22 protein-coding genes are annotated in these 24,601 nt (G+C 65.9%); 17 read left to right on the forward strand and 5 right to left on the reverse strand.

The genetic code is table 11. The annotated features are described in order from the left end of the window. Positions 1 to 2: 2 nt before the first annotated feature. Positions 3 to 1,241 carry an FAD-binding oxidoreductase gene (locus tag QX124_RS19130; RefSeq protein ID WP_315797974.1) on the forward strand — a complete coding sequence of 413 codons (1,239 nt, stop codon included), beginning with the start codon at positions 3 to 5 and terminating at the stop codon, positions 1,239 to 1,241. Between the two features lie 223 nt (positions 1,242 to 1,464). Then, complete coding sequence (locus tag QX124_RS19135) at positions 1,465 to 1,839, forward strand: hypothetical protein (protein WP_315740348.1); 375 nt, start codon at positions 1,465 to 1,467, stop codon at positions 1,837 to 1,839. Between the two features lie 116 nt (positions 1,840 to 1,955). Here QX124_RS19135 and QX124_RS19140 read toward each other — a convergent pair whose 3' ends face one another. Then, a complete protein-coding gene (locus QX124_RS19140; RefSeq protein ID WP_315797975.1) occupies positions 1,956 to 3,149 on the reverse strand; it encodes a polysaccharide deacetylase family protein in 1,194 nt (397 codons plus the stop codon). A gap of 240 nt (positions 3,150 to 3,389) precedes the next feature. Further along, entirely contained in the window at positions 3,390 to 4,226 is an 837-nt protein-coding gene (locus QX124_RS19145) for a polysaccharide deacetylase family protein (protein WP_315797976.1), read from the reverse strand. A gap of 110 nt (positions 4,227 to 4,336) precedes the next feature. Here QX124_RS19145 and mgtE point away from each other — a divergent pair, with 110 nt between their 5' ends. The 8 genes from mgtE (at position 4,337) to QX124_RS19185 (ending at position 11,023) form a co-directional block, all read left to right on the forward strand. Then, positions 4,337 to 5,755: a magnesium transporter gene (gene mgtE / locus QX124_RS19150; protein WP_315797977.1), complete on the forward strand. Its 1,419-nt coding sequence runs from the start codon at positions 4,337 to 4,339 to the stop codon at positions 5,753 to 5,755. A gap of 81 nt (positions 5,756 to 5,836) precedes the next feature. Further along, positions 5,837 to 6,112 carry a helix-turn-helix domain-containing protein gene (locus QX124_RS19155; RefSeq protein WP_315740344.1) on the forward strand — a complete coding sequence of 92 codons (276 nt, stop codon included), beginning with the start codon at positions 5,837 to 5,839 and terminating at the stop codon, positions 6,110 to 6,112. A gap of 76 nt (positions 6,113 to 6,188) precedes the next feature. Beyond that, complete coding sequence (locus QX124_RS19160) at positions 6,189 to 7,007, forward strand: aldo/keto reductase (protein WP_315797978.1); 819 nt, start codon at positions 6,189 to 6,191, stop codon at positions 7,005 to 7,007. Positions 7,008 to 7,156: 149 nt separating this feature from the next. Next, positions 7,157 to 8,029 (forward strand): hypothetical protein, encoded by an 873-nt coding sequence (locus tag QX124_RS19165; RefSeq protein ID WP_315775255.1) that lies wholly within the window; start codon positions 7,157 to 7,159, stop codon positions 8,027 to 8,029. 142 nt (positions 8,030 to 8,171) lie between these two features. Beyond that, positions 8,172 to 8,831 carry a glutathione S-transferase family protein gene (locus QX124_RS19170; protein ID WP_315797979.1) on the forward strand — a complete coding sequence of 220 codons (660 nt, stop codon included), beginning with the start codon at positions 8,172 to 8,174 and terminating at the stop codon, positions 8,829 to 8,831. Between the two features lie 239 nt (positions 8,832 to 9,070). After that, positions 9,071 to 9,262, forward strand: coding sequence for a hypothetical protein (locus QX124_RS19175; RefSeq protein ID WP_315740340.1), 192 nt, complete (start codon positions 9,071 to 9,073; stop codon positions 9,260 to 9,262). Between the two features lie 298 nt (positions 9,263 to 9,560). Further along, positions 9,561 to 10,559 (forward strand): hypothetical protein, encoded by a 999-nt coding sequence (locus QX124_RS19180; protein WP_315797980.1) that lies wholly within the window; start codon positions 9,561 to 9,563, stop codon positions 10,557 to 10,559. Positions 10,560 to 10,582: 23 nt separating this feature from the next. Next, positions 10,583 to 11,023: a DUF1489 domain-containing protein gene (locus QX124_RS19185; RefSeq protein WP_315740338.1), complete on the forward strand. Its 441-nt coding sequence runs from the start codon at positions 10,583 to 10,585 to the stop codon at positions 11,021 to 11,023. Between the two features lie 171 nt (positions 11,024 to 11,194). On the opposite strand, the gene panC is transcribed toward QX124_RS19185, so the two are convergent. Further along, entirely contained in the window at positions 11,195 to 12,046 is an 852-nt protein-coding gene (panC, locus tag QX124_RS19190; RefSeq protein ID WP_315797981.1) for a pantoate--beta-alanine ligase, read from the reverse strand. 262 nt (positions 12,047 to 12,308) lie between these two features. Between panC and QX124_RS19195 the strand changes: the two genes are divergently transcribed. The 4 genes from QX124_RS19195 to QX124_RS19210 all read left to right on the forward strand — a co-directional run bounded on the left by QX124_RS19195 (position 12,309) and on the right by QX124_RS19210 (position 16,263). Then, a complete protein-coding gene (locus QX124_RS19195) occupies positions 12,309 to 13,232 on the forward strand; it encodes a division plane positioning ATPase MipZ (RefSeq protein WP_315740336.1) in 924 nt (307 codons plus the stop codon). Positions 13,233 to 13,636: 404 nt separating this feature from the next. After that, a complete protein-coding gene (locus QX124_RS19200; RefSeq protein ID WP_315740335.1) occupies positions 13,637 to 14,524 on the forward strand; it encodes an alpha/beta fold hydrolase in 888 nt (295 codons plus the stop codon). Between the two features lie 153 nt (positions 14,525 to 14,677). Then, entirely contained in the window at positions 14,678 to 15,436 is a 759-nt protein-coding gene (locus tag QX124_RS19205) for a VWA domain-containing protein (RefSeq protein ID WP_409997715.1), read from the forward strand. A gap of 110 nt (positions 15,437 to 15,546) precedes the next feature. Then, entirely contained in the window at positions 15,547 to 16,263 is a 717-nt protein-coding gene (locus QX124_RS19210) for a DnaJ domain-containing protein (protein WP_315754567.1), read from the forward strand. A gap of 235 nt (positions 16,264 to 16,498) precedes the next feature. Here the strand turns inward: QX124_RS19210 and QX124_RS19215 are convergent, their stop codons facing one another. Further along, on the reverse strand, positions 16,499 to 18,247 hold the full coding sequence (locus QX124_RS19215) for a D-alanyl-D-alanine carboxypeptidase (protein WP_315754486.1): 1,749 nt from the start codon (positions 18,245 to 18,247) through the stop codon (positions 16,499 to 16,501). Positions 18,248 to 18,675: 428 nt separating this feature from the next. Here QX124_RS19215 and QX124_RS19220 point away from each other — a divergent pair, with 428 nt between their 5' ends. Further along, the gene (locus QX124_RS19220) at positions 18,676 to 19,017 is read left to right on the forward strand and encodes a phasin family protein (RefSeq protein WP_315718372.1); all 342 of its coding nucleotides are present in this window, start codon (positions 18,676 to 18,678) and stop codon (positions 19,015 to 19,017) included. Between the two features lie 92 nt (positions 19,018 to 19,109). On the opposite strand, the gene QX124_RS19225 is transcribed toward QX124_RS19220, so the two are convergent. Next, complete coding sequence (locus QX124_RS19225) at positions 19,110 to 20,885, reverse strand: pilus assembly protein (protein ID WP_315797983.1); 1,776 nt, start codon at positions 20,883 to 20,885, stop codon at positions 19,110 to 19,112. 504 nt (positions 20,886 to 21,389) lie between these two features. On the opposite strand from QX124_RS19225, the gene clpS reads away from it, so the two are divergent. Beyond that, on the forward strand, positions 21,390 to 21,722 hold the full coding sequence (gene clpS / locus QX124_RS19230) for an ATP-dependent Clp protease adapter ClpS (RefSeq protein WP_006611275.1): 333 nt from the start codon (positions 21,390 to 21,392) through the stop codon (positions 21,720 to 21,722). Positions 21,723 to 22,139: 417 nt separating this feature from the next. Further along, on the forward strand, positions 22,140 to 24,527 hold the full coding sequence (gene clpA / locus QX124_RS19235) for an ATP-dependent Clp protease ATP-binding subunit ClpA (RefSeq protein WP_315784564.1): 2,388 nt from the start codon (positions 22,140 to 22,142) through the stop codon (positions 24,525 to 24,527). Positions 24,528 to 24,601 lie beyond the last annotated feature (74 nt).

A 24,601-nucleotide genomic window follows, 5' to 3' on the forward strand; every position in this document is an offset into this window, starting at 1 on the left:
CGATGCAAAGCGCGATCGTTCTCGGTGGCGGCATGGTCGGCGTCGGCACGGCGCTGCACCTGCAGAGCCGCGGCTGGTCAGTGGCGCTGGTCGACCGCAGGGAGCCAGGCCGCGAGACCAGCTACGGCAATGCCGGCATCATCCAGAGCGAGGCCGTCAGGCCCTACGCGATGCCCTATGATCTCGCCGGCGTGCTCGACATTGCGCTCGCGCGCACCAACGACGTGCACTACAGCCTCGCGGCGTTGCCCTATCACGTGCGCCCGCTGCTGCAATACTGGTGGAATTCGTTCCCCGCCCGGCACGAGGTGCTGACGCGGACCTATGCGCAACTGATCGCACGCGCCGCGCCCGAGCACGAGCCGCTGATTCTCGCGGCCGGGGCCGGCAATCTCGTGCGCCGCGACGGCTTTCGCGTGCTGCACCGGACGCAGGCGCAGTTCGACAAGGAGGCGAGGGAGGCCGAGGCGGTCGGCAAGGCGTTCGGCGTCAAGTTCAAGCTGCTCAGCGCCCAGCAGCTCAAGCAGGCCGAGCCCGGGCTGATCGACAGCGGCATCGGCGGCCTGCACTGGCAGGAGCCGTGGACCGTGTCCGACCCGGGCAGCCTCGTCGGCTCCTATGCCGAGCTGTTCACGCGGCGCGGCGGCAAGCTGCTGCGCGGCGACGCGACCACGCTCGCACAGGCGGGCAGCGGCTGGGCCGTCACCACGGTGGAGGGACGCATCGAGGCCGAGGCCGTGGTGGTCGCGCTCGGACCGTGGTCGCCGGAGTTCCTGAAGCAGTTCGGCTACGACATCCCGATGGTGCGCAAGCGCGGCTATCACCGTCACTACAGCGGCGGCGCCCCGCTCGATCTGCCGTTGCGCGATGCGGCGCTCGGCTATCTGATGAACCCGATGGCGCTCGGCGTGCGCATCACGACCGGCGCCGAGCTGTCATCGCCGAATGCGAAGGCGACCCCGGTTCAGCTCGGCAAGGCCGAGGCTGCCGCGCGCCAGCTCATCGACCTCGGCAAGCCGGTCGAGCCCGAGCCGTGGATCGGCACGCGGCCGTGCATGCCCGACATGCTGCCGGTCGTCGGCCAGGCGGCGCGTCACAAGGGCCTGTGGCTGCATTTCGGCCATGGCCACCAGGGCTTCACGCTGGGGCCTGCGACGGGTCGCATCCTCGCCGAGCTGATGAGCGGCGAGGCGCCGAGCGTCGACGTCGCCGCCTGCGCGCCGGCGCGATTCGGCGCATAGCTGCGAGAGCTGCTGCAGCCCTGCAATTGCAGGCTGCAGCGGCGCTCTCCGGGCAGTCCCTTGTTTACCAAGCGGGCCTGTTCTGGCGCTGCAAAATTTCCACTTCACGAATTCGCAAGCCCGCTCTCCTAGGGTGACGCCGGTTGAACCAGGACGCGGGGGCGAAACGCGTTTCGTGAGTTCTGTCGTCGGCCAGTGATCCGAACATCATGTGGGGGAGCAGATGAACTTCACGGGCCTCGTGTACCGCTTCATCTCGAATTTCGTATTTCTCGCGGCCGTCTATCTCAGCCTGAACTACATCGAGAAGTACCAGAACCGCGCCGTCCTGGCGCTCGTGGTGCTGATCTATGCCGGCATGCGCGCCGTCACGGTGGTGCGCACCTTCCATTTCTTCGGACGGATCGAGAAGATGGAATCGGACGTCCGCCGGCTGGCCGGCATGCTCGGCGACGGGCCGGTGGGGCAGGTGGTCAGCAGGCAGGTGGTGTCCGACGTCGGATCGCTGCGCAAGGACGGCGAGAAGAAATCCTACATCGACCTGTTCTTCCTGGCCGCCGCCGTCATCCTCTGCGTCAGCAAGCTGGTCTCGAATTGATCGGTCGCACCGCGATCGGTGTGCATCAGGCCGATCGCCGCGATATCGAGTTCCAGCAGCCGAAGGCGAGGGCGAGCGAATCGTGCGGCATCCCCGCGTGCAACATCTGCGAATGTTCAGCGCCGCCTGAGGCTCGCGAGGCGCAGCGGACGCGGCGCCGGCTTGGCAGTCGCCGCCTTCGGGGCCGGGCTCTCGAGCCGGGCGAGCTGATGCCGCTGCGCCGACAGCGGCGCGACAGGCGGCCATGCGAACAGATTGGGCGCCGGCGCTGCCAAGGCCGGCGCTGCAAGGCGCGGCGCGAGCGGCGGACGCGGCCATGCCGGCTTCTGGGCGCCGTGCGTGACGGCCGCGGGCACGTCGAGAATGCCGAAATCGTCCAGCCTGGCGCGGGCGCGTGTTTCGGCGCCGGCGAGATCGACGGGCGCGATCCTGGGCCAATGCGCCACCGGGGTCTCGTCCGACGGACGATGCACCAGCCAATCCTCGGGCTCGGTCGGCGTCGCCGGCCGGTCCGGCGTTGCCGCCACGACGTGCACGATCTTGTAGTTCTTGGCCTTGAGATCGGCGAGGATCTTCGGCAGCGCCGTGACGGTGCGGGCCTGGATGTCGTGCAGCAGCAGGATGCCCTTGCCGCGCGCCTCCAGCCGCTTCATCGCGAGCTCGTAGACCTTGGCGCCGGAAATGCTGCGCCAGTCGTCGGCGAGGAAGTCAGCGCTCCAGACCTGCAGGCCGAGCGAGGCGGCATAGCTTTCCACGGCGTCGCCGCGCAGCAGGCCAGGCACGCGGAAGAACGGCGACAGCGCGGAGGGATCGGTGAGCGCGGCCTTCGTCCAGGCGATGCCCTGATCGACCTCCGGCTGGACCTGTTCGAGCGTCATCTTGTTGAAGCTCAGCGGATGGTTCTGGCTGTGAGTGCCGATGGTGTGGCCGGCGGCCGCGAGCTTCCTCACGCCCTCGGGATCGGCCTTGGCCTGGCGGCCGATGGTGAAGAACGTCGCCTTGACGCATTGGTCGGCGAGAATCTGCAGCACCCGATTGCTGTATTTCGGCAGCGGCCCGTCGTCGAAGGTGATGACGACCTCGTGATCCTTGAGCGGCAGCGTCTCCTTGTACTGCATCGCGCCCAGGCGCGGATGCTCGCGCGGATCGACCACCAGGACGCGCGACGTGCCGAGCGCGTTCGGGTGTCCGGGACAATCGGCCGCCGATGCGGCTGACGATCCGACACTGGAGGCGACGCAGGCGACGGTGCCCAACAGCACTGCGAGCCATGTTGGCCGTCCGACGCAAGCCCACCGACGATCACGCATCACGCTGCTCACATTCCCTTCACCGTCCCGGCCCCTTCGGCCAGGGTCTTCGACGCTCGATGATGTGTCGCAGCCGCGCGGGACGGGCAAGCGACCGCCAAGACATAGCAGGGATGTTCGGCCGTCGCGAGATGACATCGTTCCTGGTTCCGGTTTGCACGCGGCTGTTGCCGGATTGCAAGCGGTAGAAATCGCCGTGATCACGGCAGTCGAGCGTAGACAGGGGTCCTGAACGACGGATTAACCACCTTCGTTCGGCGTCGTCGGCGCGGGTGAAGGGCGCTCGCTATGCTGCTCGTGATGCACATCCGCCGGCTGCTTCGGAACCACATGGACCACGCGATAGCCGTGGTTCTTCAGGTAGCGCAGGAACGCGGGCAGCATGGCGACCGTGCGCGGCTGCGGATCGTGCAGCAGGATGATGCCCTTGCGCGCCTGGCTCAGCCGGGTGGTCAGCAGCTTCAGCGTCTGCTGCGGTGACATCGGGTTCCAGTCGCTGGCCCAGAGATCGGCGCCGAACACGACGATGCCGCGCGACTGCAGCAGGTCGAGCGTCGCCGGTGTCGATTCGAAATAGGGAAAGCGGAAGAATGGCGTCGACGGCGTGGTCGTCTCCGCGCCGTTGAGCGCCTTCTCGTCGGCGCCGATGCCGCGATCGATCTCATCGACGGCCTGTCCCGGCGTGATGTGCGCGAGATTCGCATGCGTGAAGGTGTGATGGCCTATGGTGTGGCCTTCGGCCGCGATCTTCCGCACCAGCGCGGCGCGGCGCGACGCAGGCTCGCCGACCAGGAAGAAGGTCGCGCGCACGCATTCCCTGGCGAGTGCGGCGAGCACCTTGTCGGTCATCGGCGGCGACGGGCCGTCGTCGAAGGTCAGCACCACCTCGCCGTCGTGCAGCGGCAGCGTGTCCGGGAAGCTCTTCAGGCCGACGCGCGGATGTGTCGCGGGATCGACGGTGAGAATGCGCGACGTGCCGAGCGTACCTTCGCGCGGGCATGCGGCGGGCGCAGCTGCGGCGACGTCAGCCGCAAGCAGCGCCGCCACGACGCAGGCCGCGTTTACCCATCCCGTCATCGGTCGCCAAAGCCGCATCTTTTCCCGTTGCGCTCGCTGTTGCCGATTATGTAATGCGTGAAAGCACAAATCAGACCATTTGCTCTGAAATCAAGCGCGTGAGGCACGTCATGAACGAGACATCGGACGTTGCCCATGCTGATGCTACTCTACGCGATCGCGCGCCGATGCGCACCGAATCCGGCGTGATTCGCGCCGAATTCATCGCGGCCATCACGGCGGCGATCGCCGCCGAGGACGAGGCGTTTCTGCGCGCCGAGGTCGCCGAGCTGCACGAGGCCGATCTCGGCGACCTGATCGCGGCGCTCGCGCCGGACGACCGTGTCCGGCTGGTCGAGCTGACCGGCACCGATTTCGACTTCTCCGCGCTGAACGAGGTCGACGACGCGGTCCGCGAGGAGATCCTCGAGGAGCTCGAGCCTGCGACCGTCGCCGAGGGCGTGCGCGAGCTCGAATCCGACGATGCGGTCGAGCTGCTGGAAAGCCTCGACGAGGAGGACAAGGAGGAGATCCTCGAACGCCTGCCGCCGTCGGAGCGCGACGCGCTGGCGCGCAGCCTCGACTATCCCGAGGGCTCGGCCGGCCGCCGCATGCAGAGCGAGGTCATCGCGGTTCCACTGGGCTGGACGGTCGGCGAGGCCATCGACTACATGCGCGAGACGCCGGATCTGCCCGAGCGGTTCTACGAGATCTATGCGGTCGACGACGCACGGCATTGGCAGGGCGCGGTGTCGCTCGATGCGCTGCTGCGCGCCCGCCGTCCGGTTCCGCTGGCCGATCTGATCGACGAGGACCGCCGTCGCGTCACCGTCACCGACGATCTCGCCGAAGTGGCGCGGCTGTTCGGCAAGTACAATCTGGTCGCGGCCCCCGTGGTCGATGCCGATAACCGGCTGGCCGGCGTCATCACCATCGACGACGTGGTCGACGTCATCGAGGAGGAGGCCGACGAGGATTTCAAGGCGCTCGGCGGCGTGTCGGGCGACGAGGAATTGTCCGACAGCGTCTGGACCATCGCAAAGGGTCGCTTCAACTGGCTGCTGATCAATCTCGCCACCGCGTTCCTGGCGTCATCGGTGCTCGGCCTGTTCGAGGGCCAGTTGCAGCAGATGGTGGCGCTCGCCGTGCTCGCGCCGATCGTCGCCAGCCAGGGCGGCAATGCCGCGACCCAGACCATGACGGTCGCGGTGCGCGCGCTGGCGACGCGCGAGCTCGGGCCGAACAATGCGATGCGGGTCGTGATCCGCGAGGGACTGGTCGGGCTCGTCAATGGTCTGGCCTTCGCGCTCGTCACCGGCATCGCCGCCGTGGCGTGGTTCAAGATGCCCGGGCTCGGCATCGTGATCGGGCTTGCGATGATCTCGAATCTCGTCGCGGGTGCGCTCGGCGGCATCCTGATTCCGATGGTGCTCGAACGGGTCCGCGCCGACCCGGCCGTCGCCTCGGGAACCTTCGTCACGACGGTGACCGACGTCGTCGGTTTCTTCTCGTTTCTCGGCATCGCCACGCTGTGGTTCGGCTTGAAATAAGCGCAATCCCTGAACGACTTATATCGTTAATCCGGCCTTAACGCGGTTCGGCGACACTGTCGCTCGAGACGGAGTCGGACGATGCAACGCTTGCGGCTGAAGGCAGATGGACGGATCGTGGAGCTGCGTGACGGCGAGGAGATTCCGCTGGCGCCCGCGGCTCCGCTCGAAGTGCGCGATCTCAGGCGGCGGGTGCAGCTGACCCAGCAGGAATTCGCCGCCAAGCTCGGCGTGCCCGTCGAGACCATCCGCAACTGGGAGCAGGGCAAGCGCATGCCGCGCGGCCCGGCGCGCGCGCTGCTCACCGTCATCGCGCACGCGCCCGAGACGGTGTTTGCCGCCTTAGCCAAGACTTAAGCCAAACACGGGTCGTGCGTTGGCAACGCCCAGCGTGTGCCTACATAATGTTGCACGCGCTCTGGAGTGCACGGCCATGCTGATGATCGAGGCCAATGGTGCCGGAATTCCCGCTTTGGGTCTCGGAACCTGGGAGCTGCGCGGGCGCGCCTGCAGCCGCATCGTCGAGCAGGCGCTCACCCTCGGCTACCGGCACATCGACACCGCGCAGGTCTATGAGAACGAGCACGAGGTCGGTGAAGGCCTGCGCGCCTCGCGCGTCCGGCGCAGCGAGGTGTTCCTGACAACCAAGGTGTGGACCACGCATTTCGCGCCGCACGACCTCGAGCGCTCGGCCAAGGAGAGCCTGGTCCGGCTGCGCGTCTCCGAGGTCGACCTGTTGCTGCTGCACTGGCCCAACCCGCACGTGCCGCTGGCCGAGACGCTCGGCGCGCTGGCGCATGCCAAGACGCTCGGGCTCGCACGCCACGTCGGCGTCTCCAATTTCACGGTTGCCTTGCTCGACGAGGCGGTGGCGGCATCGCCCGAGCCGCTGGTGTGCAATCAGGTCGAGTATCATCCCTATCTCGATCAAACCAAGGTCCGCGATGCCTGCGCGCGCCATGGCATCGCGCTTGTCGCCTACAGCCCGATCGCCAAGGGCAAGATCAAGAACGATCCGACCTTGACGCGGATCGGCCGCGTCCATGGCAAGAGCCCGGCGCAGATCTGCCTGCGCTGGCTGGTGCAGCAGAACGTGGTGGCGATCCCGCGCACCTCGAAGATCGAACGGCTGTCCGAGAACCTCGACGTGTTCGATTTCGAGCTCTCGGAGCAGGACATGGCCGACATCTTCGCGATGGGCAGTCCCGAAGGGCGGATGACCAACTTCGCCTTTGCGCCGAAATGGGATTGAGGGCGGCGCCCGCGCCGCTATGCTAGACACCGACATGGCCGGCGCGGCCGGCGGCTGGCGCTGCAATCCCTGCCAATGATCGGCGAGACCGCGCGCAGCCCAGGCAATCCGTCCGGCGTTCGGTCAGGCGCGGGCGCAAGTGAAGCAGCATGGAACGTTGGCAGTTCATCCGTTGGGGCATCGCCGCATCGGTGCTCGCGCATCTCCTGATCGCCGGTGGGGTCGTGGTCTCGACCACGGTGCGTCCCTACGAGATTGCCAGGACTGACGAGGTTGCCGTCGACATCGTCGATGCCGACGACCCGCAGAAGACGCCGGAGCCGGTGCCGTCGCCATCGCCCGAACTGACGCTGCCGCAGCCGGCGCCGAGCCCGTCGCCGGCGGCCGCCGCGCCGCCTCCGGCGCCTGAGCTGGCGCAGCCACCGGTGCAGGAGGCGAAGGAGATGCCGAAGCCGCCGTCTCCCTCACCGGCGCTGCCGCAGCCTTCGCCGATGCCGCCGTCCAAGGCCGTGAAGACGGCCGCCAAGGCGGAGGCGAAGTCGGCCGCCAAGCCTTTGCCGCCGCCTGTGCCGGCTCCGGCGCCGAGCTATGTGCCGCCCGAGCCCGACATCACGGTGAAATACGGCGTCATGCTGGGCCTGCCCGAGCCGCTTTCGCCGCTGCCGCCGGCAATCGGCCCGGACGATGCCAAGGACGCCGGGCCGGCCGCGACAACCAACCTCGCGGCCAATCTGGAGACGGCGCTGCGTCAGCGGGTCAGGAGCTGCGCCCGTCTTTCGGCTTCGATGTCACCGTCCGACCGGGTCATGGTCAGGCTGCGCTTCGCAATGACGCCCGACGGGCGGCTGGCGACGGAGCCGGAGGTGAGGGAGGTGATCGCACCGCTGAAGGCTGCGCAGCTGAAGGAAAGCGCCGTCGAGGCATTGAACGCCTGCCAGCCTTATTCGATGCTGCCGCGAGATCGCTATGACGAGTGGAAGGTGATCGAGATGTCGTTCACGCCGCAGGACTTCACGCGCTGATCGTGTCGCGCGCGGGGGACGCAAATCGGAGCAAGTCGCTGTCGACGCGGCCACTGCCGATCCTGTATGCGTCCCGGAAGGCAAGGTTGCCATGGCCGACACGGCGCGGCCCATGCACGCCTGAACACGGAGACGGCTGGACATGACGCTGAAGCTGGTGATCGGCAACAAGAACTATTCCTCATGGTCGATGCGGCCGTGGCTGGCGCTGCGCGGCTGCGACATCGCCTTCGAGGAGATCGTGATCCCGCTCTACACCGACGATCCCGCCGACAAGGCGCGCATCCTTAAGCATTCCCCGGCCGGCAAGGTGCCGATCCTGATCGATGGCGCGATCAGCGTGTGGGATTCGCTCGCGATCATCGAATATCTCGCAGAGCGTTTCCCGCAAGCGGGGCTGTGGCCCGCCGATGCCGCTGCCCGCGCCCACGCGCGATCGGTCTGCGCGGAGATGCACTCCGGCTTCCCGGCCTTGCGCAACGAATGCCCGATGAACCTGCACCGGCCGGTGCGGCTGGTGGAGCTGTCTGCCGATGCCAAGGCCAACATCGCCCGGATCGAGGACATCTGGCGCGACTGCCGTGCCCGCTATGGCAATGGCGGGCCGTTCCTGTTCGGCCGCTTCGGCGCGGCCGACGCCATGTTCGCGCCGGTGGTCACGCGCTTCCACAGCTTCGCCATTCCGGTCGCCGCCGAGACCCGTGCCTACATGGACACGATGATGGCGATGCCGGAGTTCGCGGCGTGGGTGAAGGACGGACTTGCGGAGAGCTGGATCATCGACCGGGTCGAGAAAGTCTGAACGGCGCCGCCTGTTCACGATATGGTCTGCGGTGGACGAGCGAGCCCCGACGCGCTCGTCCAGAAATACCGCCTACGGCGTCATCCCGTTGAAGACTCTCGCAATCTCCGTGTTTGCCATGTCGTGAGGTCGCTGGTCAGGGCGGGCGGCGGCGTGATATAAGCGCGATATTTATAAAGACACGCCGGCCCGGGCAGCGGGACAAGGGGCTCTTGCCGGCACGCGAGCAGGAGAGGGCGTTGAAACACAAGTTCCCCATTGGATCGACCGTCTATTTTACCGCGAGCAACGTCTCGCGTCCGGCCGCCACCGGCACCTACGAGATCATCCGCCAGCTTCCGACGGAAGACGACGACTGCCAGTATCGGATCAAAAGCTCGACGGAAGCCTTTGAGCGGGTTGCCAGAGAGAGCCAATTGGCCTTGTCTTGAGGATGACGTGCCGCGTCGGCGGAGGCGGCCGCCGGAGACGTAGCCGAAGCGAGAGGGGGAGTTGCCACGCGTTCGGGAGCCGTGGCGCGAGACGCTGACGATTGCTGCGCGATCCCTTTGGGGATAGCGGGTAGCTCCACACCATCCGGCGCCCGCAGGCGCATGGAATCGTCCTATTGTCGTGGTGGGGCCGCAATCGATCGGGTGATCATTTGAATTTGATGATCGTTTCACGGCCGTCCCATGTAGGGACGCCATCGGGCCCGCTCTCGCTGGCCCACGTCAGGAACAAGCGCGCATGAACTCGACCTGGCCTTCCTCGTTGGATCAGCTCTTGAACTCACCGGCGTTCCCGATGTGGCTCACCGTTGCCGCGGCGGGTTTCTTTGCACTGATCGTCCTGATGACCCTGCTCAGGGCCGAGAAATCGGTCGCCAACGGCGCGCTGACGGTGATCACGCTGCTGGCGGTCGGGATTGCGGTGGCGTCGATGATGCGGAGCCAGGATGCGAGCCCGCGCGGCGCCAATGGCGATCCTGCGGCGACCGCCACCGTCAGCTTCTCGCCGCCCGCTCTGGCCTGCGTGGATGATCTCGCCGGCGACCTGGTGCTCGCGAATTGCGAGAAGAGCCTGTTCGGATCGGCCGAGATGACGGCCGCGGCCGTCAGTTATGCGGCGGGCATGCTGAGCCGGCTGTCCCAGGCGGGCGACGTCGCCAGCGCCAACAAGGTGATGACCGCCGAGCTGCTGGCGCTGCGCCGCGCCGTGGAGCGCGATCGTTATGGCCTGATGGCCTATGTGCTGCTGACGCGCGACCGCTGCACGCCGAGCGATTGCGTGATGTTCCGTGCCGTGGGCGATCGCCAGCAACTGATGAACAACATGGAAGGGCGGACCTATGAGGGGCTGGTGACGCGCTACGCCTCGCAGTGGAATGCGGCGCCGGGCCAGCCCGTCGCTGGAACCTTTGCGGGACTGGCGCCTCCAGGGCAGGCGCCGTCGGCGCCGAGCGGCAAGCCGACGACCGCGGAATTTCCCAGCTCGGCCAATACCCCGCCGGTCAGCATCATGAATCCCGAGCCGACGGCCTCGACGCGTTCGGTCGCACCGGCAGCCGCTGCGCCGAAGCCGCCGACGCAGCTTGCGCCGTCGCCGGCAGCGCCGCCGACCGTGGCTGCCAGCCACGCCCAGGCGCCGCCGGCGGCCAAGAAGGCCGCACCGAAGCCGAAGCCGCCGGCTGCCGCGGCGCCTCAGGCGGCGCCTGACGCCGCCGAGCCGGCCGCCAACAACGAATAGATCCCGCTGGTCGAACCGCCATCATGCCTCTGCACCTGATCAAGCTCGCCGTCGGCTGCGAGTCCGTGAAAGAGCTGAAGGAGTGGATCGCCGAGCGCATGCTCGCGGCCAAGAAGAAGGGCCTGCCGCAGCAGCACGTCCATGTCACGCGGATGACGCCGAAACGAGTCGAGGACATCCTCGCCGGCGGCTCGCTGTACTGGGTGATCCGCGGTGAGGTCGCCGCGCGCGAGAAGATCGTCGGCATCGAGCCGTTCCGCGACGGCGACGGCATCGGGCGGTGCCGCATCATCATGCAGCCGAAGGTGATCGCGGTGTCGCCGCGGCCGATGCGTCCGTTCCAGGGGTGGCGCTATCTGACGACCGAGGATGCGCCGGCCGATCTCGGCAAGTCCAGTGCGGCGGGGGTCGAAGCCATGCCCGAGCCGCTGCGCCGCGAGCTGCGCGATCTCGGCCTGCTGTAGCCGCTCGACGAGTTGCCGGTGTTGCACGTGAGCATCTCACGCCGGGGCGGAAGTTCAGACTCGATCGCAAGGGCAGAGCGTACGCTCTACCCGGCGTCAGTTGCCGCTGCCTCTGCCCTTGCGGGCGAAGGAGCACTCGCGGTCTTGGCGAGCCGCTGATTTCCCGGCGGCTCAGCCGGCGATATTGTCGATCAGTCGCGTGGTTCCGATCTTGGCCGCGACCAGGATGCGTATCGGTCCTGACTCGTTCGGGGCGATGGGGGCCAGCGTCTCGGCGTGGCGGACCTCGAGATAGTCCAAGGCGAAGCCGGCTTGGGTGATCGCGGCGGCGCCGTCCCCAAGCGCCGGCTGCATGTCGTCGCCGGCGCGCAGCCGGGCCGCCAGCTCCTTCAGGACACGGTGCAGCGTCGGCGCCGCCCGCCGCTCGTCTGCAGTGAGGTAGACATTGCGCGACGACATCGCGAGCCCGTCGCGTTCGCGCACCGTACGGGATCCGACGACGCGGACGCCGAGATCGAGGTCGCGCGCCATCTGGGCGACGACGCGGAGCTGCTGATAGTCCTTCTCGCCGAAGATCGCGACGTCCGGCCGGCATTGCGTGAACAGCTTGGCGACCACGGTCGCGACCCCGCCGAAGAAATGCGGACGGAAGCGATCCTCCAGCCCGGCCAATGCCGCGCCTTCCGGCACGACCCGCGTCGCGAAGCCGTCCGGATACATCGCCTTCGCGTCGGGATGCCAGATCAGATCGACGCGCTCGGCCGCAAGTTTCGCAACATCCTCCTTCCAGGTCCGGGGGTAGGAACCGAAATCCTCCGTCGGCGCGAACTGAGTCGGGTTGACGAAGATCGAGACGACCACCTTGTCGGCGCGGCGCTTCGCCAGCCGGACCAGCGAGATGTGGCCTTCATGCAGCGCGCCCATGGTCGGCACGAGCGCGATGCTGGCCTTTCTCGCGCGCAAGCTGTCGAGCTCGCGGCGGAGGGCGGAAACGGTGCGGGCGACGCGAGGGCTTCGTGACATTTTTGCTCGATCTCACAGCGAAAAATTGCGGTTGCTCTGTTCGGCCTTGACGCTCGGGCGACCGCCCTTAACAAGGACGCGACACGCCGCTCAGCATACTTGAATACGCCTGTTAGCACGTCTCCGCGTCCGATGCGGAGTTGGTAAACGCGCGCGTCAAGTAGTAGCGGAGGATGCGTCCCCCGTGGGATTCACGATGACGATGCATTTCACTTGACCGCAGACGACCGTGACTCGAAGATGATCGTAAGAGGTCGACAACATGCTGGTGCAGACTAGCCAAGGACAATCGGGCTCGGCCCACGTGGTTGTGCTTGGAAACGAGAAGGGCGGGTCGGGCAAGTCGACCACCGCCCTGCACATCGCCGTGGCACTCCTGAAGGCCGGCCAGCGCGTCGCCACGATCGATCTCGACTGTCGCCAGCAGAGCTTCACCCACTACATCAACAACCGCAGCGCCTGGGCGCGCCGCACCGGCCTGCGCCTCGAGCTGCCCACGCACTACTGCATCCAGCTCGGCCGGACGCTGCAGATCGACGAGAACGAGAACGCCGAGTTCCAGCAGTTCATGGAGGCCGTGAGCGCCGTCGAACGCTCGTTCGATTTCATCGTCATCGATACGCCCGGCAACGACAGCTACCTGATGCGCTTGGCGCATTCGATGGCGGATACGCTGGTCACGCCGATCAACGACAGCTTCCTCGACTTCGACGTGCTGGGAACGGTCGATCCGGCGACCTATGCCGTGACCGGCGAGAGCCACTATGCGGAGATGGTGCGTGACGTCCGGCGCAAGCGCCGCCAGGTGGACGGTGCGATGACCGACTGGATCGTGGTCCGCAACCGGCTGTCGATGCTCGGCTCCCGCAACAAGCAACTGGTCGCCGACGGCCTCAAAGACCTGTCGCTGCGGCTCGGCTTTCGCGCCATCGACGGCTTTGCCGAACGCGTCGTCTATCGCGAGTTCTTCCCGCGCGGACTGACCGCGCTCGACGACATCGACGAAGCGACCCTGGGCACCCGCCCCAATCTCGGCCACGTCACGGCCCGGGAGGAGGTCACCAGCCTGCTGCGGCAGCTCAAGCTGCCGCTGGACGAGCGCGGCCGCCGCCGCGCCGCGAACCGCGCCGAATGGTTCGCCCAGGTCGACAAGCCGCTCGACCTGCACGACATCATCAGCGCCTGAATACCGTCCGCAGTCCGGCGAAGCCGCGCCTGAGACATTGTGCGCGTTGAACGTACGCCCGCCGCTTGGTTAACAATCCGCGTGACAGGGGGGGACGGCGCGTTCAGCCTGCTTGGGGCGGACGAGGAAGATTTGTCTCAGGTCAACGCCGCGGCCGCCAACTTCGCTAGATTACCGTCAAATTCATGACTGATTTGAACCTGACGTTCAGGGCTCAAGTTACAGAGACGGGCGGCGGAACCCGCTATGCTGCACAGCAACTAGGTGCGGCGCACAACGAACGGGCGACCGATACACAACATTTGGTCTTCCTGTCACAGCGCCGTTACATATATTAAACAGAACGGGTCGCGAGAGTCTTATAGGTTCAAAACTACCTTTGATTGTGCTCCCGAGGGACGAACATGAAGCGTGGAATAACCGTTCTTGTGTCTGTCAGCGTGCTGGCGGCCGTCGGCTACTTCACCGCGAGCAAGTGGGCGATCCGGCACGAGACCATCAGGTTCTATGACGCCTCGCGCGACAACCGTCTGGTCGAAGTCGCCGTGGCCGTCCGCCGCGACAAGGAGATGCAGGCCGAAGCCGGCATGGTCAAGCTGCCGGTCGCGATCCTCAATCACGGCAACACCGTCAAGTTCACCGAGTACTCGTTCCTGGCCAACGTATTTGCTGCGCGCGGCTACATGGCGGTCAGCATCCAGCACGACCTGCCGACCGATGCGCCGATGGTGACGAAGGTCGGCGAGCCCTATGTCGGCCGCCTGCCGCAGATCCAGCGCGGTGTCGCCAACATCCGGTTCGCCGTCGAGCAGATGCACCAAGTGCAGCCGAACGCCGACTATGATCATCTGACGATGGTTGGTCATTCGATGGGCGGCGACATCTCGATGTATTTCGCCAAGCAGTATCCCGAAGACGTCCGGAAGGTCGTCACGCTCGACAACCTCCGCGTCCCGTTCGTCACCGACGGCAAGTTCAAGATCCTGTCGTTCCGTTCGAAGGACCCGCAATTCAAGACCGATCCCGGCGTGATCCCGAGCGACGACATCTGCGAGAAGGAAGGCATCACGGTCGTCAACACGGACTTCCAGCACAACGATATGCGCGACACCGGACCCGACGACGCCAAGTCGTCGATCCAGGCCATGCTGGACAAGTTCCTCGCCGACAGCGACAGCAGCAGCGACATCGGGCCGGTCAAGACCAAGACACCATTGCTCGATCCGGGGCCCGTCGCGCCTTATGCGCCGGTCGGCAAGACCGCGACGCCGGCCAAGCCGCTGACGCATTGAGCGCGCAAGCCGGGATGCACGCCAGCCTCGCCTGACCCTTGCCGCCCACCACGACGGGCGGAATGAACGACGTATGCGGCAGATGGGTCGCTGCCGTCATTGAAGCTGTTCGTCCGGCTGCCCACATGATGCGCGTCCGAGCAAGGTGCGCGTATGGTCGATCGTCGTACGAAGCCAGGTTCTGCGCCGATGACCACGGCCGACGATGGCTCGCGCCAGCAACGGTTGCCGGACGATGCGCGCTCCACGGCAGACGCCGTTGCGGCGTTTGTGGCGCAGGCCAAGGCCATGGCTCCTGCAGCTCAGGGAACCAGAGGTCGTCTCGTCTTTGCGCTTGATGCGACCCTGAGCCGCCAGCCGACCTGGGACATGGCCTGTGCCCTGCAGGCCGACATGTTTCGCGAGGCCGCCGCCCTCGGCAGCCTTGATATCCGCTTGGTGTACTATCGGGGTTTCGATGAATGCCGCGCCACTGGCTGGATCTCCGACAGCGCTGAGCTCGCCCGACTGATGGGCAAGATCGATTGCCGCGGCGGCCAGACCCAGATCGGCAAGGTTCTTGCCGAGGCGCGACGCCATGCGACAGCGTCTGGAATCCGCGCCGTCGTGTTCGTTGGCGACGCGATGGAGGAGAATGTCGACGTGCTCTGCGCAAAAGCCGGCGAGCTCGGGCTGTTGAAGGTCCCGCTGTTCATGTTCCAGGAGGGCAATGAGCCCGCGGCCGAGCAGGCTTTTCGCGAGATGGCGCGGCTGTCGGGGGGAGCATGGTGCCGCTTCGATCCGGGCGCATCCGCGCAGTTGCGCGATCTTCTGCGCGCCGCCGCGGCCTATGCTGCCGGTGGTCGCGCGGCGCTGCTCCGGCTCGCCGGCTCCGAAGCGGGCGCGGCACGCCTGATCGGGCAGATGAAGTAGAGATCGATCTCGGCCGCCGCCAATATCAAGCCCGGCGCACCGGCTCGAGCCTGCCGGTCGCGTACGCAGCCGATCATGCTTTTTGTCTCGACACGCCCTATATTCGGATCATGACACTGATCGCTGGCGCCGTCGCCGTCATCACCCTTTATCTGTTGCTGCAGATGTTCCGGAACGCGAATCCGGCGGCGCTGGCGCGCGCGCTCAAGTTTGCCGGCGGCATCGGCTGCCTTGCGGTGGCAGCCTTCACCGGCCTCCGCGGCGAGCTGGTGGTGGCGATCCCGATCGGGCTGTTCGGGGCGGGATTGCTCGGCTGGTCACCGGGTGGGCTCGGCAATGTCGGCAGCATGTTCGGGCTGGGCGGGCAGCGCTCGTCCGGTCAGAACTCGCGGGTGCGCTCGCAATTCATCGAGATGGTGCTCGATCACGACAGCGGGCAGATGCAGGGCCGTTTCGTCGCCGGCGTCCATGCCGGCCGGTCGCTGGACGAGTTCGATCTGCCGCAGCTCGCCGCGATGACGCCGAGCCTCGATGCCGACAGCGTCGCTCTACTTGAAACTTATCTGGACCGCCGGTTTCCCGCTTGGCGTCAGCACGCGGAGCGCGATGCGGCAGGGCGGCAGGGACGCGCGGCGTCGAGCTCCAAAATGACGGAAGAGGAGGCCTATCAGATCCTTGGCCTGCAGCCGGGCGCGGGGCGAGACGAGATCGGTCGGGCCCACCGTGCGCTCATGAAGAAACTGCATCCCGACCAAGGGGGGTCGACGTACCTCGCCGCCCGGGTGAACGAGGCCAAGGATACTCTGCTTCGTACGCATCACGGCTAACTCCGGCAACGCCACCAACGCCACAACACCGAACCCGCTTTCAACGCAACTTTGTCGACGCCTGCGGCTCTCGCCCTTGCCAGGCACGATCGTTCGTCATGGTGAAAAAGTTCTAGCGGCAAATCCTTGACGAGTGGTTTGCAGCCGTGCGTCCCGTCATCGATCGCATGGTCCGCAAACGAAAAGGCCCGCGCTGTGTCGCGCGGGCCTCATCGGAACAGGATCGGTGCCAGCGTTAGTTGTGCACGGTCATGCAGGAGATGTCGGCGCGCTTCAGCTTCTTGCAGACGGCCTCGGCCTGATCACGATCGAGTCCTGCGAAGCGGGCGCGGATCAGGGTCTTGTCGCCCTTCGCGACCGTCTCGGTGAAGGGATCGGCCTTGCTGAGGAGGCCTTGCGCCGAGCTGCGGGCCGCCTCGATCCGCTTCTGGGCCTCGGCCTCGTTGTCCAGCGCACCGACCTGGATGATCCAGCCGCTCCGCGTCACGGAAGGCTTGCTCGGAAGCTCCGCCGCAGCGCTCGCGGAGGCGATCTGCGTCGGTGCCGGCTGGGCCGGAGGCGCCGCATAGGCCATGGCCTGCGACGAGCCTGCCGGCAGGCTGGAGGCAGGCAGCACGCCGAGAATGCCGTTGCCGGTGCCATGGCCCGGCGGCTGCGGCGGCATGTCGGGACGGGGGGCCTCGGCGCGGGTGATCGGCGGCGCCGGCTCGATGGCCTCGACGCGCTGAGCGAAGGGCGCGGGAGCAGGGGCGGCCGGCTGCGGCGCGGCGGTCGCGAGCTTGACCGCGCCGGCCTTGACCTGGACCGTCCTGACCTTGACCGGCTTCATCGGCTCGGTCGAGCCGGGAACGATCGACATCGGCTGGCTCTGGATCACACCGGAGGTCATCGGCGCCGGCTCGACCTTGGCCTCTCGCGGTGCCGCCGGCGGCAGGGCCGCGGTGGCTTCCGAGAGGGTCGAGATGATCTTGGAGGCGCGGCTCGGGGCCGGCGTCTCCGGCGCCGCGGAGGCGAGCTGCACCGTGCCCTGGTTCGGATCGCCGCCGTCGGAGCCGCCGCGCTCGCCGATCGCCGCCACTGTGCGCCGGGTCGCGCCCTTGTCGAGGTTTTCGGCAAGCAGGTTGCGCATGATGGCGTCGCGCGAGCCGCCGCTGCGGCCGCCGAGCACGACGCCGACCAGGTGGCGGTTGCCGCGGCGCAGCGAGGTCACGATGTTGAAGCCGGAGGCGCGGGTATAGCCGGTCTTGATGCCGTCGATGCCCTCGACATTGCCGAGAAGATGATTGTGGTTGCGGATCGACTGGCCGCGATAATTGAACACCACCGTCGAGAAATAGCGATAGTAGCGCGGGAAGCGGTCCTGGATCGCGCGGCCCAGGATCGACTGGTCGCGCGCCGTCGTGATCTGCGCGTCAGCGGGGAGGCCGGAGGCGTTCACATAGGTGGTGCGGCTCATGCCGAGCGAGCGCGCCTTGCGCGTCATCATCTTGGCGAACTCGTCCTCGTCGCCGCCGATCGCCTCCGCGATGACCACGGCGGCGTCGTTGGCCGACCGCGTCACCAGGCCCTTGATCGCGTCCTCGACGCGGATCGTCTGACCAGGGCGCAGGCCGAGCTTGGTCGGCGACTGCTCGGAGGCGTGCTCGGACACCGGCATCTCGGTATCGAGCTTCATCTTGCCGGAATCGAGCCGCTCGAACAGCAAATAGAGCGTCATGATCTTGGTGAGCGAGGCGGGGTGCCGCGAGGCGTCGGGATTGGTCGCCGTCAGCGTCGCGCCGGAATTGCCGTCGACGACGATCGACGCGAACGCCGGGCTGTAGCTGCCCTCGTCATTATGGGGCGAGTGCCGCGCGTGATGCTGCCGATGGCGCCGACGCGCCTCCGCGCTGTCGACCGTGACCACTGCTGCCGTCGCGAGGGTGATCAGTCCGTAGACGCCGACTCGCAACAGGCGCGAGGAAGCCATTTGTTTGCGAAGCATGAAATCCCCGTCCAATTTCTGACGTGATCACCGGCTCGTAAGGCGAAATTGTGCCGAACGCCCCCGTAACCGTGCCTGTCGGACCTCCCGATCGCGCCATGACGCTGCCAAGCATCGAAGGGCTCGAACTGAGGTTTTGTTAAGACGCTGTTTTAGAACAGCTTTACGGTTCGGCCGACGCTGGCCGGGACCACCGGAGAGGTTAGGACGGTCGAGTTGCCAAAGGATTAAAGAAACCTTGCGCCGACGGTCGGTATTTCCGCCGAACTGGCCCGGGTTGGGGCGCCCGACGGTGCGTCGAGACCGCAATGCCCGTGATGGTGCATTGCACAAGATTCTTGATTTTTTGTGCGCTGCACTATATTATGGATGCGTCAGGGAGCCGGGGCTTCCCTGAGGGCGCTCAAAATCAGGGAAAGGAATGCCACATGTTTAAGGTTGAAGACTTTCAGAACTACGGCAAAGAGCAGTTCGAGACCGTCGTGAACTCTGCGACCACCGTGCAGAACGGGCTCCAAGCCATCGCCACCGCGTATGGCGACTACACCAAGAAGTCGTTCGAGGACACCAAGTCGTTCGTCGAGAAGCTCCAGGGCGTGAAGTCGCTCGACAAGGTGCTCGAGGTGCAGACCGAGTTCGCCAAGTCGGCCTACGAGACCTTCGTCGCCGATTCGCAGAAGATCGCCGGGCTGTATTCGGATCTCGCCAAGCAGGCGTTCAAGCCGCTGGAAGGCATCGCCGCCAAGTTCACCCCGCCGGCCGCGCACTGACCGTTCGCGCCCTGTAGGGAGCACAAAGCCCGGCTTGCGCCGGGCTTTTTTGTTGGCTGAAGGCGGAGCGCAGTCGGTGCCCGGCGCTTCTGTTATTTGGCAACCCGCAGCTTCGACAATGCGGTGCCGATCGAGTTGAACGTGGTCACGATCTGGCTCGAACTCGTCAGCATGTAGAACTTGTCGGGACTGCTGGCGCAGTTCTGCAGCACGGCCGAGGTCGGATCGGCGGGCGAGCTCGTGTTCACCTGGATCGTGTAGATCGTGTACATCGCGTTGCCCTTCGAATCCTTGGTGTTCTTCAGGTTCGAGCAGAGCAGGGCCTGGCGCGCGTCGATCGGGTTGCCCGAGGCTTGCGACGAGCCGTTGCCGTATTCGGGCCAGCGGTCCTCGGTGTTCAGGCCGTCCGACAGCAGGATGATGACGCGATTATAGGTGGTGTTGACGTCCTCCGCCGGCGCGGCCAGCACGCCGTTCGGAATCAGCGACTGTACGGCCCAGGCAAGTCCGATCGCCTGATTGGTGCCGCCGGTGGGCTGCATGGCGTTGACGGCGCTCTTCAGCGAGCTCCAATTGTAGCTGAGCGGCACGATCTCCGCGAGCTTGGTCGAGGCCGTGCTGTTGCAGTACTGGGTGCTGTTCTCCATGTGCTGGTTGGCCGGGAACAGCGTCGTCACGTCGGAGGTCGCGGGCGACACGGCATTCGCGTCGTTGGGCTGGGTGCGGTCGGCGACGCAGCCGGTCCAGGTGCTCTTGGTGTTGGCGATCCAGGTGTGCGTGAAGGTGTTGACCTTGCACACCGTGCTGGATCCGCTTCCCGTGCAACTGCACGTGTTGTTCGGAAGATTGCTGCCGCTGGTCGGGCAGCTGCAGTAGCTGCCGGTGCACCAGTTCACCCGCGTGCTGGTCTGCACGCTGTCCCAGCAGCCGTTGTAGTAGCTGTGCGAGGCGGAGTCGTAGCCCGGGCAGATGTACCCGTTGTAGGTCCCGCTCGACGGGATCTTGGAGGCGCTGGAGCTGCCGGTCGCCGGGCCGCTGGTGCAGGAGAAGTAGGGGAAGCCGTTGCCGGACTTGAACGGACAGGAAGATCCCGGTCCCACCATGTCCCATTGGGATTGCGTGAAACTGCCGTTCGGGATTGCGGCCTGATAGGAGCCATTGGCGGGCTGGATCGTGGGCGGATTCTGCCAGTCGGTCCAGTCGATCCAGTCCTTGGCGTAGTTGCTGGCGCCGACGTTCACGACCTTGGCGAATGGAACGACCGAGATGTAGACGTCGCCCGGGGTCTTGGCGAGGGCGCTGAGCTGGTCGATCAGCCCGCCGCTGCCGGCCACGGCGTTCTGCAGCGCGGACATCTTGCCGCTGGACGCCATCGAGCCGGTATTGTCGAGCGCGAGCGCCACCCGCATCTTCACGTCGCCCCAGGTCGATGTCGTTTTGACGCCGAAGTCCATGGTCGGAAAGCCGGCGATCTTCATGAACTGGGTGACGATCTGACCGGAGGCCGACAATTGGATGTTGGAGGCCGATGAGCTGGTCGAGGAGGTATAGCTGGCCGTCACGGTGACGTTCTGCGCGTCCGTGCTGGTGTAGAGCGCCTTGAAATAGGCGCTTGCCTTGGTTCCGACGTCGGCTGCGCTGATGGTGCCCTGCGCCAAGTCGCGCGACAGCATCAGCGAGGTGGAGTCGAGCGCGGCCTGCATCGACGACCGCGCGGCGTTCAGCCGGCTGTAGTCGACGCCTGCGCCGACGAAGGCCAGGATAGGGACGAGCGAGATGGCGAACAGCACGGAGATGTTGCCACCGCGGTCGCAGGCGAACCGTCGGGCGGCGCGGCGGCAGAGTCGAATGAAGGAGACATCGGTCATGTCGCTCACCAATTATGGTTTTCTGCAGGGTGTTTTCGGTTCGGCTTCGTCAAGGACGGGTAAATCGAAACCGCGAAACACCGGGCCAATGCCCGCAGCGTGGCGCCGCGCCCGCAACCGAGCTGGTTCCCTGTCAATGCCCGCTGAATGGGCTTTGTAAAATGCGGCCGGTTTGATTAACCTTGCACCTCATCGCCGGGGCAGGGAATCGGTCCTGCCGGAGCGTCGGTCCGTCCTGGGCCTGCGCTTGCGGCAAACCGGTCGCTGACCCATATTCCTGGCGTCGGTCCGACCGGACCGGTCGGCTGGGACAGGCGATCTGGAAAGCAGGACCGGGTGGCGGAAAGCGGCCCGGCAGGGGACAGGTCGGGGCAACCCTTATTGAGCAACCCTCCAAGTTGAGCGACCCTCCAAGGGAAACTCTTTATTGGGGGCCTCGCAGCCATATCTAACGCGTGCAAGATGTCGCAGCCAACTTCCAGATTGAACCGATCCGCGCCCAGGATGAGCAATAACGACAACAAGTCCGGTGGCACCGGTGGCCCGGCAACGTCCGTGATCACCAAGGTCAAGCCGAAGACCAAGCGCCCCAACCTCTACCGCGTCCTGATCCTGAACGACGATTACACGCCGATGGAGTTCGTCGTTCACGTCCTGGAGAAGTTCTTCAACAAGGACGTCGAGGCCGCGACCAAGATCATGCTCCACGTGCACCACCACGGCATCGGGGAGTGCGGCGTCTTCACCTACGAGATCGCCGAGACCAAGGTGACGCAGGTGATGGACTTCGCCCGCAAGCACCAGCATCCGTTGCAGTGTGTGATGGAGAAGAAATAGCCGGCTCCCTCCGCGAAGAGAGCCGCCGACGCGTGCAATAGCGCGCCAGAGGCCGGGGGCTCCGGCCGCTCGGGCGCGCCGGAGAAGTGGCGGTGGCGAATCGGAATCGCAAGTCGCCGCAGATGCAAATTGCTGCAGACGAGGTCGGCGCAATCCGGGCAGGTTTCACGTTTCGCCCGAAGAATTACGGCCGCTCCGGTCCTTATCTCTCCGCGCTGGACCGCCTGCGCCGTTCGGTTGTCGCAAGCCCGATTTGCCGCAATCGGAACGGGTTTTGCATTGACGATCCGGTGAACCCGTAATCGAGCGGCTCGGCCGGTCTTTTGTCGCACTCGGTTATAACTATATTTGACGAAGGTTGTTGTTGCCTGACCGGGCGGCGGCGATCATGATGGCAAGGGGCCACAGAGGACGCGCATGCCGACTTTTTCTCAAAGCCTTGAACAATCCCTGCATCGTGCGCTGGCGATCGCCAACGAGCGTCATCATCAATACGCGACACTGGAACACCTCCTTCTGTCCTTGATCGATGACTCCGATGCAGCGGCCGTGATGCGCGCATGCAGCGTCGACCTCGACAAGCTGCGCGGCAGTCTCGTGAACTACCTCGAAACCGAGTTCGAAAATCTGGTCACGGACGGCAGCGACGACGCCAAGCCGACCGCAGGTTTCCAGCGCGTGATCCAGCGCGCCGTGATCCACGTTCAGTCGTCGGGCCGTGAAGAGGTGACCGGCGCCAACGTGCTGATCGCGATCTTCGCCGAGCGTGAGAGCCACGCCGCGTATTTCCTGCAGGAGCAGGACATGACGCGCTACGACGCCGTGAACTACATCAGCCACGGCATCGCCAAGCGGCCCGGCGTGTCCGAGGCCCGCCCCGTGCGCGGCGTCGACGAAGAGACCGAGACCAAGGGCAGTGAGGACTCCAAGAAAAAGGGCGAGGCGCTGGAAACCTATTGCGTCAATCTCAACAAGAAAGCGCGGGACGGCAAGATCGATCCGGTGATCGGCCGCAACTCCGAGATCAACCGCGCCATCCAGGTGCTGTGCCGGCGCCAGAAGAACAACCCGCTGTTCGTCGGCGAAGCCGGCGTCGGCAAGACCGCGATCGCCGAAGGCCTGGCCAAGCGCATCGTCGACAGCGAAGTGCCCGAGGTGCTGGCGGCGGCGACCGTGTTCTCGCTCGACATGGGCACCTTGCTCGCGGGCACGCGCTATCGCGGCGACTTCGAGGAGCGCCTGAAGCAGGTCCTCAAGGAGCTCGAAGCGCATCCGAATGCGATCCTGTTCATCGACGAGATCCACACCGTGATCGGTGCGGGTGCGACGTCGGGCGGCGCCATGGATGCGTCCAACCTGCTCAAGCCGGCGCTGGCCTCGGGCTCGATCCGCTGCATGGGCTCGACGACCTACAAGGAGTATCGCCAGCACTTCGAGAAGGACCGCGCGCTGGTGCGCCGGTTCCAGAAGATCGACGTCAACGAGCCGTCGGTCGAAGATGCGATCGCGATCCTGAAAGGCCTGAAGCCGTATTTCGAGGACTATCACCGGCTGAAATACACCAACGAGGCCATCGAGGCCGCGGTGCAGCTGTCGTCGCGCTACATCCATGACCGCAAGCTGCCGGACAAGGCGATCGACGTGATCGACGAATCCGGCGCGGCGCAGATGCTGCTGGCCGAGAACAAGCGCAAGAAGACGATCGGCATCAAGGAGATCGAGACCACGATCGCCACGATGGCGCGGATCCCGCCGAAGAGCGTGTCGAAGGACGATGCCGAGGTGCTCAAGCATCTCGAGCAGACCCTGAAGCGCGTGGTGTTCGGCCAGGACAAGGCGATCGATTCGCTGTCGGCCTCGATCAAGCTGGCCCGTGCCGGCCTGCGCGAGCCGGAGAAGCCGATCGGCTGCTACCTGTTCTCGGGTCCGACCGGTGTCGGCAAGACCGAGGTCGCCAAGCAGCTCGCCTCGACCCTGGGCGTCGAGCTGCTGCGCTTCGACATGTCGGAGTACATGGAGCGGCACACGGTGTCGCGCCTGATCGGCGCGCCTCCCGGCTATGTCGGCTTCGACCAGGGCGGCCTCTTGACCGACGGCGTCGACCAGCATCCGCATTGCGTGGTGCTGCTGGACGAGATCGAGAAGGCGCATCCGGATCTCTACAATGTGCTGCTGCAGATCATGGATCACGGCCGGCTCACCGACCACAACGGCAAGCAGGTCAACTTCCGCAACGTGATCCTGATCATGACCACGAATGCAGGCGCGGCCGACATGGCCAAGCAGGCGTTCGGCTTCCATCGCTCGAAGCGGGAAGGTGACGACCACGAGGCGATCAACCGGCAGTTCGCGCCGGAATTCCGCAACCGGCTCGACTCCATCGTCTCGTTCGCGCACCTCAACGTCGAGGTGATCGGCATGGTGGTCGAGAAGTTCGTGCTGCAGCTCGAGGCCCAGCTCGCCGACCGCGACGTCACGATCGAGCTGTCGGAGCCGGCCAAGGCTTGGCTGATCCAGCACGGCTATGACGAGCAGATGGGCGCACGGCCGATGGGCCGCGTGATCCAGGAGCACATCAAGAAGCCGCTGGCCGACGAGGTGCTGTTCGGCAAGCTGAAGGGCGGCGGGCATGTCCGTGTCGTCCTCGTCAAGGACGAATCCGGCGTCGAGGAGAAGATCGGCTTCGAGTTCGTCGAGGGCCCGGTCACGCCGAAGTCCGAAGTTCCGGCCGCGCGCAAGCGCAAGCCGAAGTCCGGCGGTGGCTCGAAGGGGCCGGCGCCGAAGGGACCGCTGGTCAAGGCGTAAGCCTGACGCTACGAGATGACTACGAAAGGCCGGCCATCGCGCCGGCCTTTTTCGTTGACGCGAGGTTCTTTGAT

Origin of the sequence: Bradyrhizobium sp. SZCCHNRI3043 (assembly GCF_032377735.1) — a bacterium.
GTDB lineage: Bacteria > Pseudomonadota > Alphaproteobacteria > Rhizobiales > Xanthobacteraceae > Bradyrhizobium.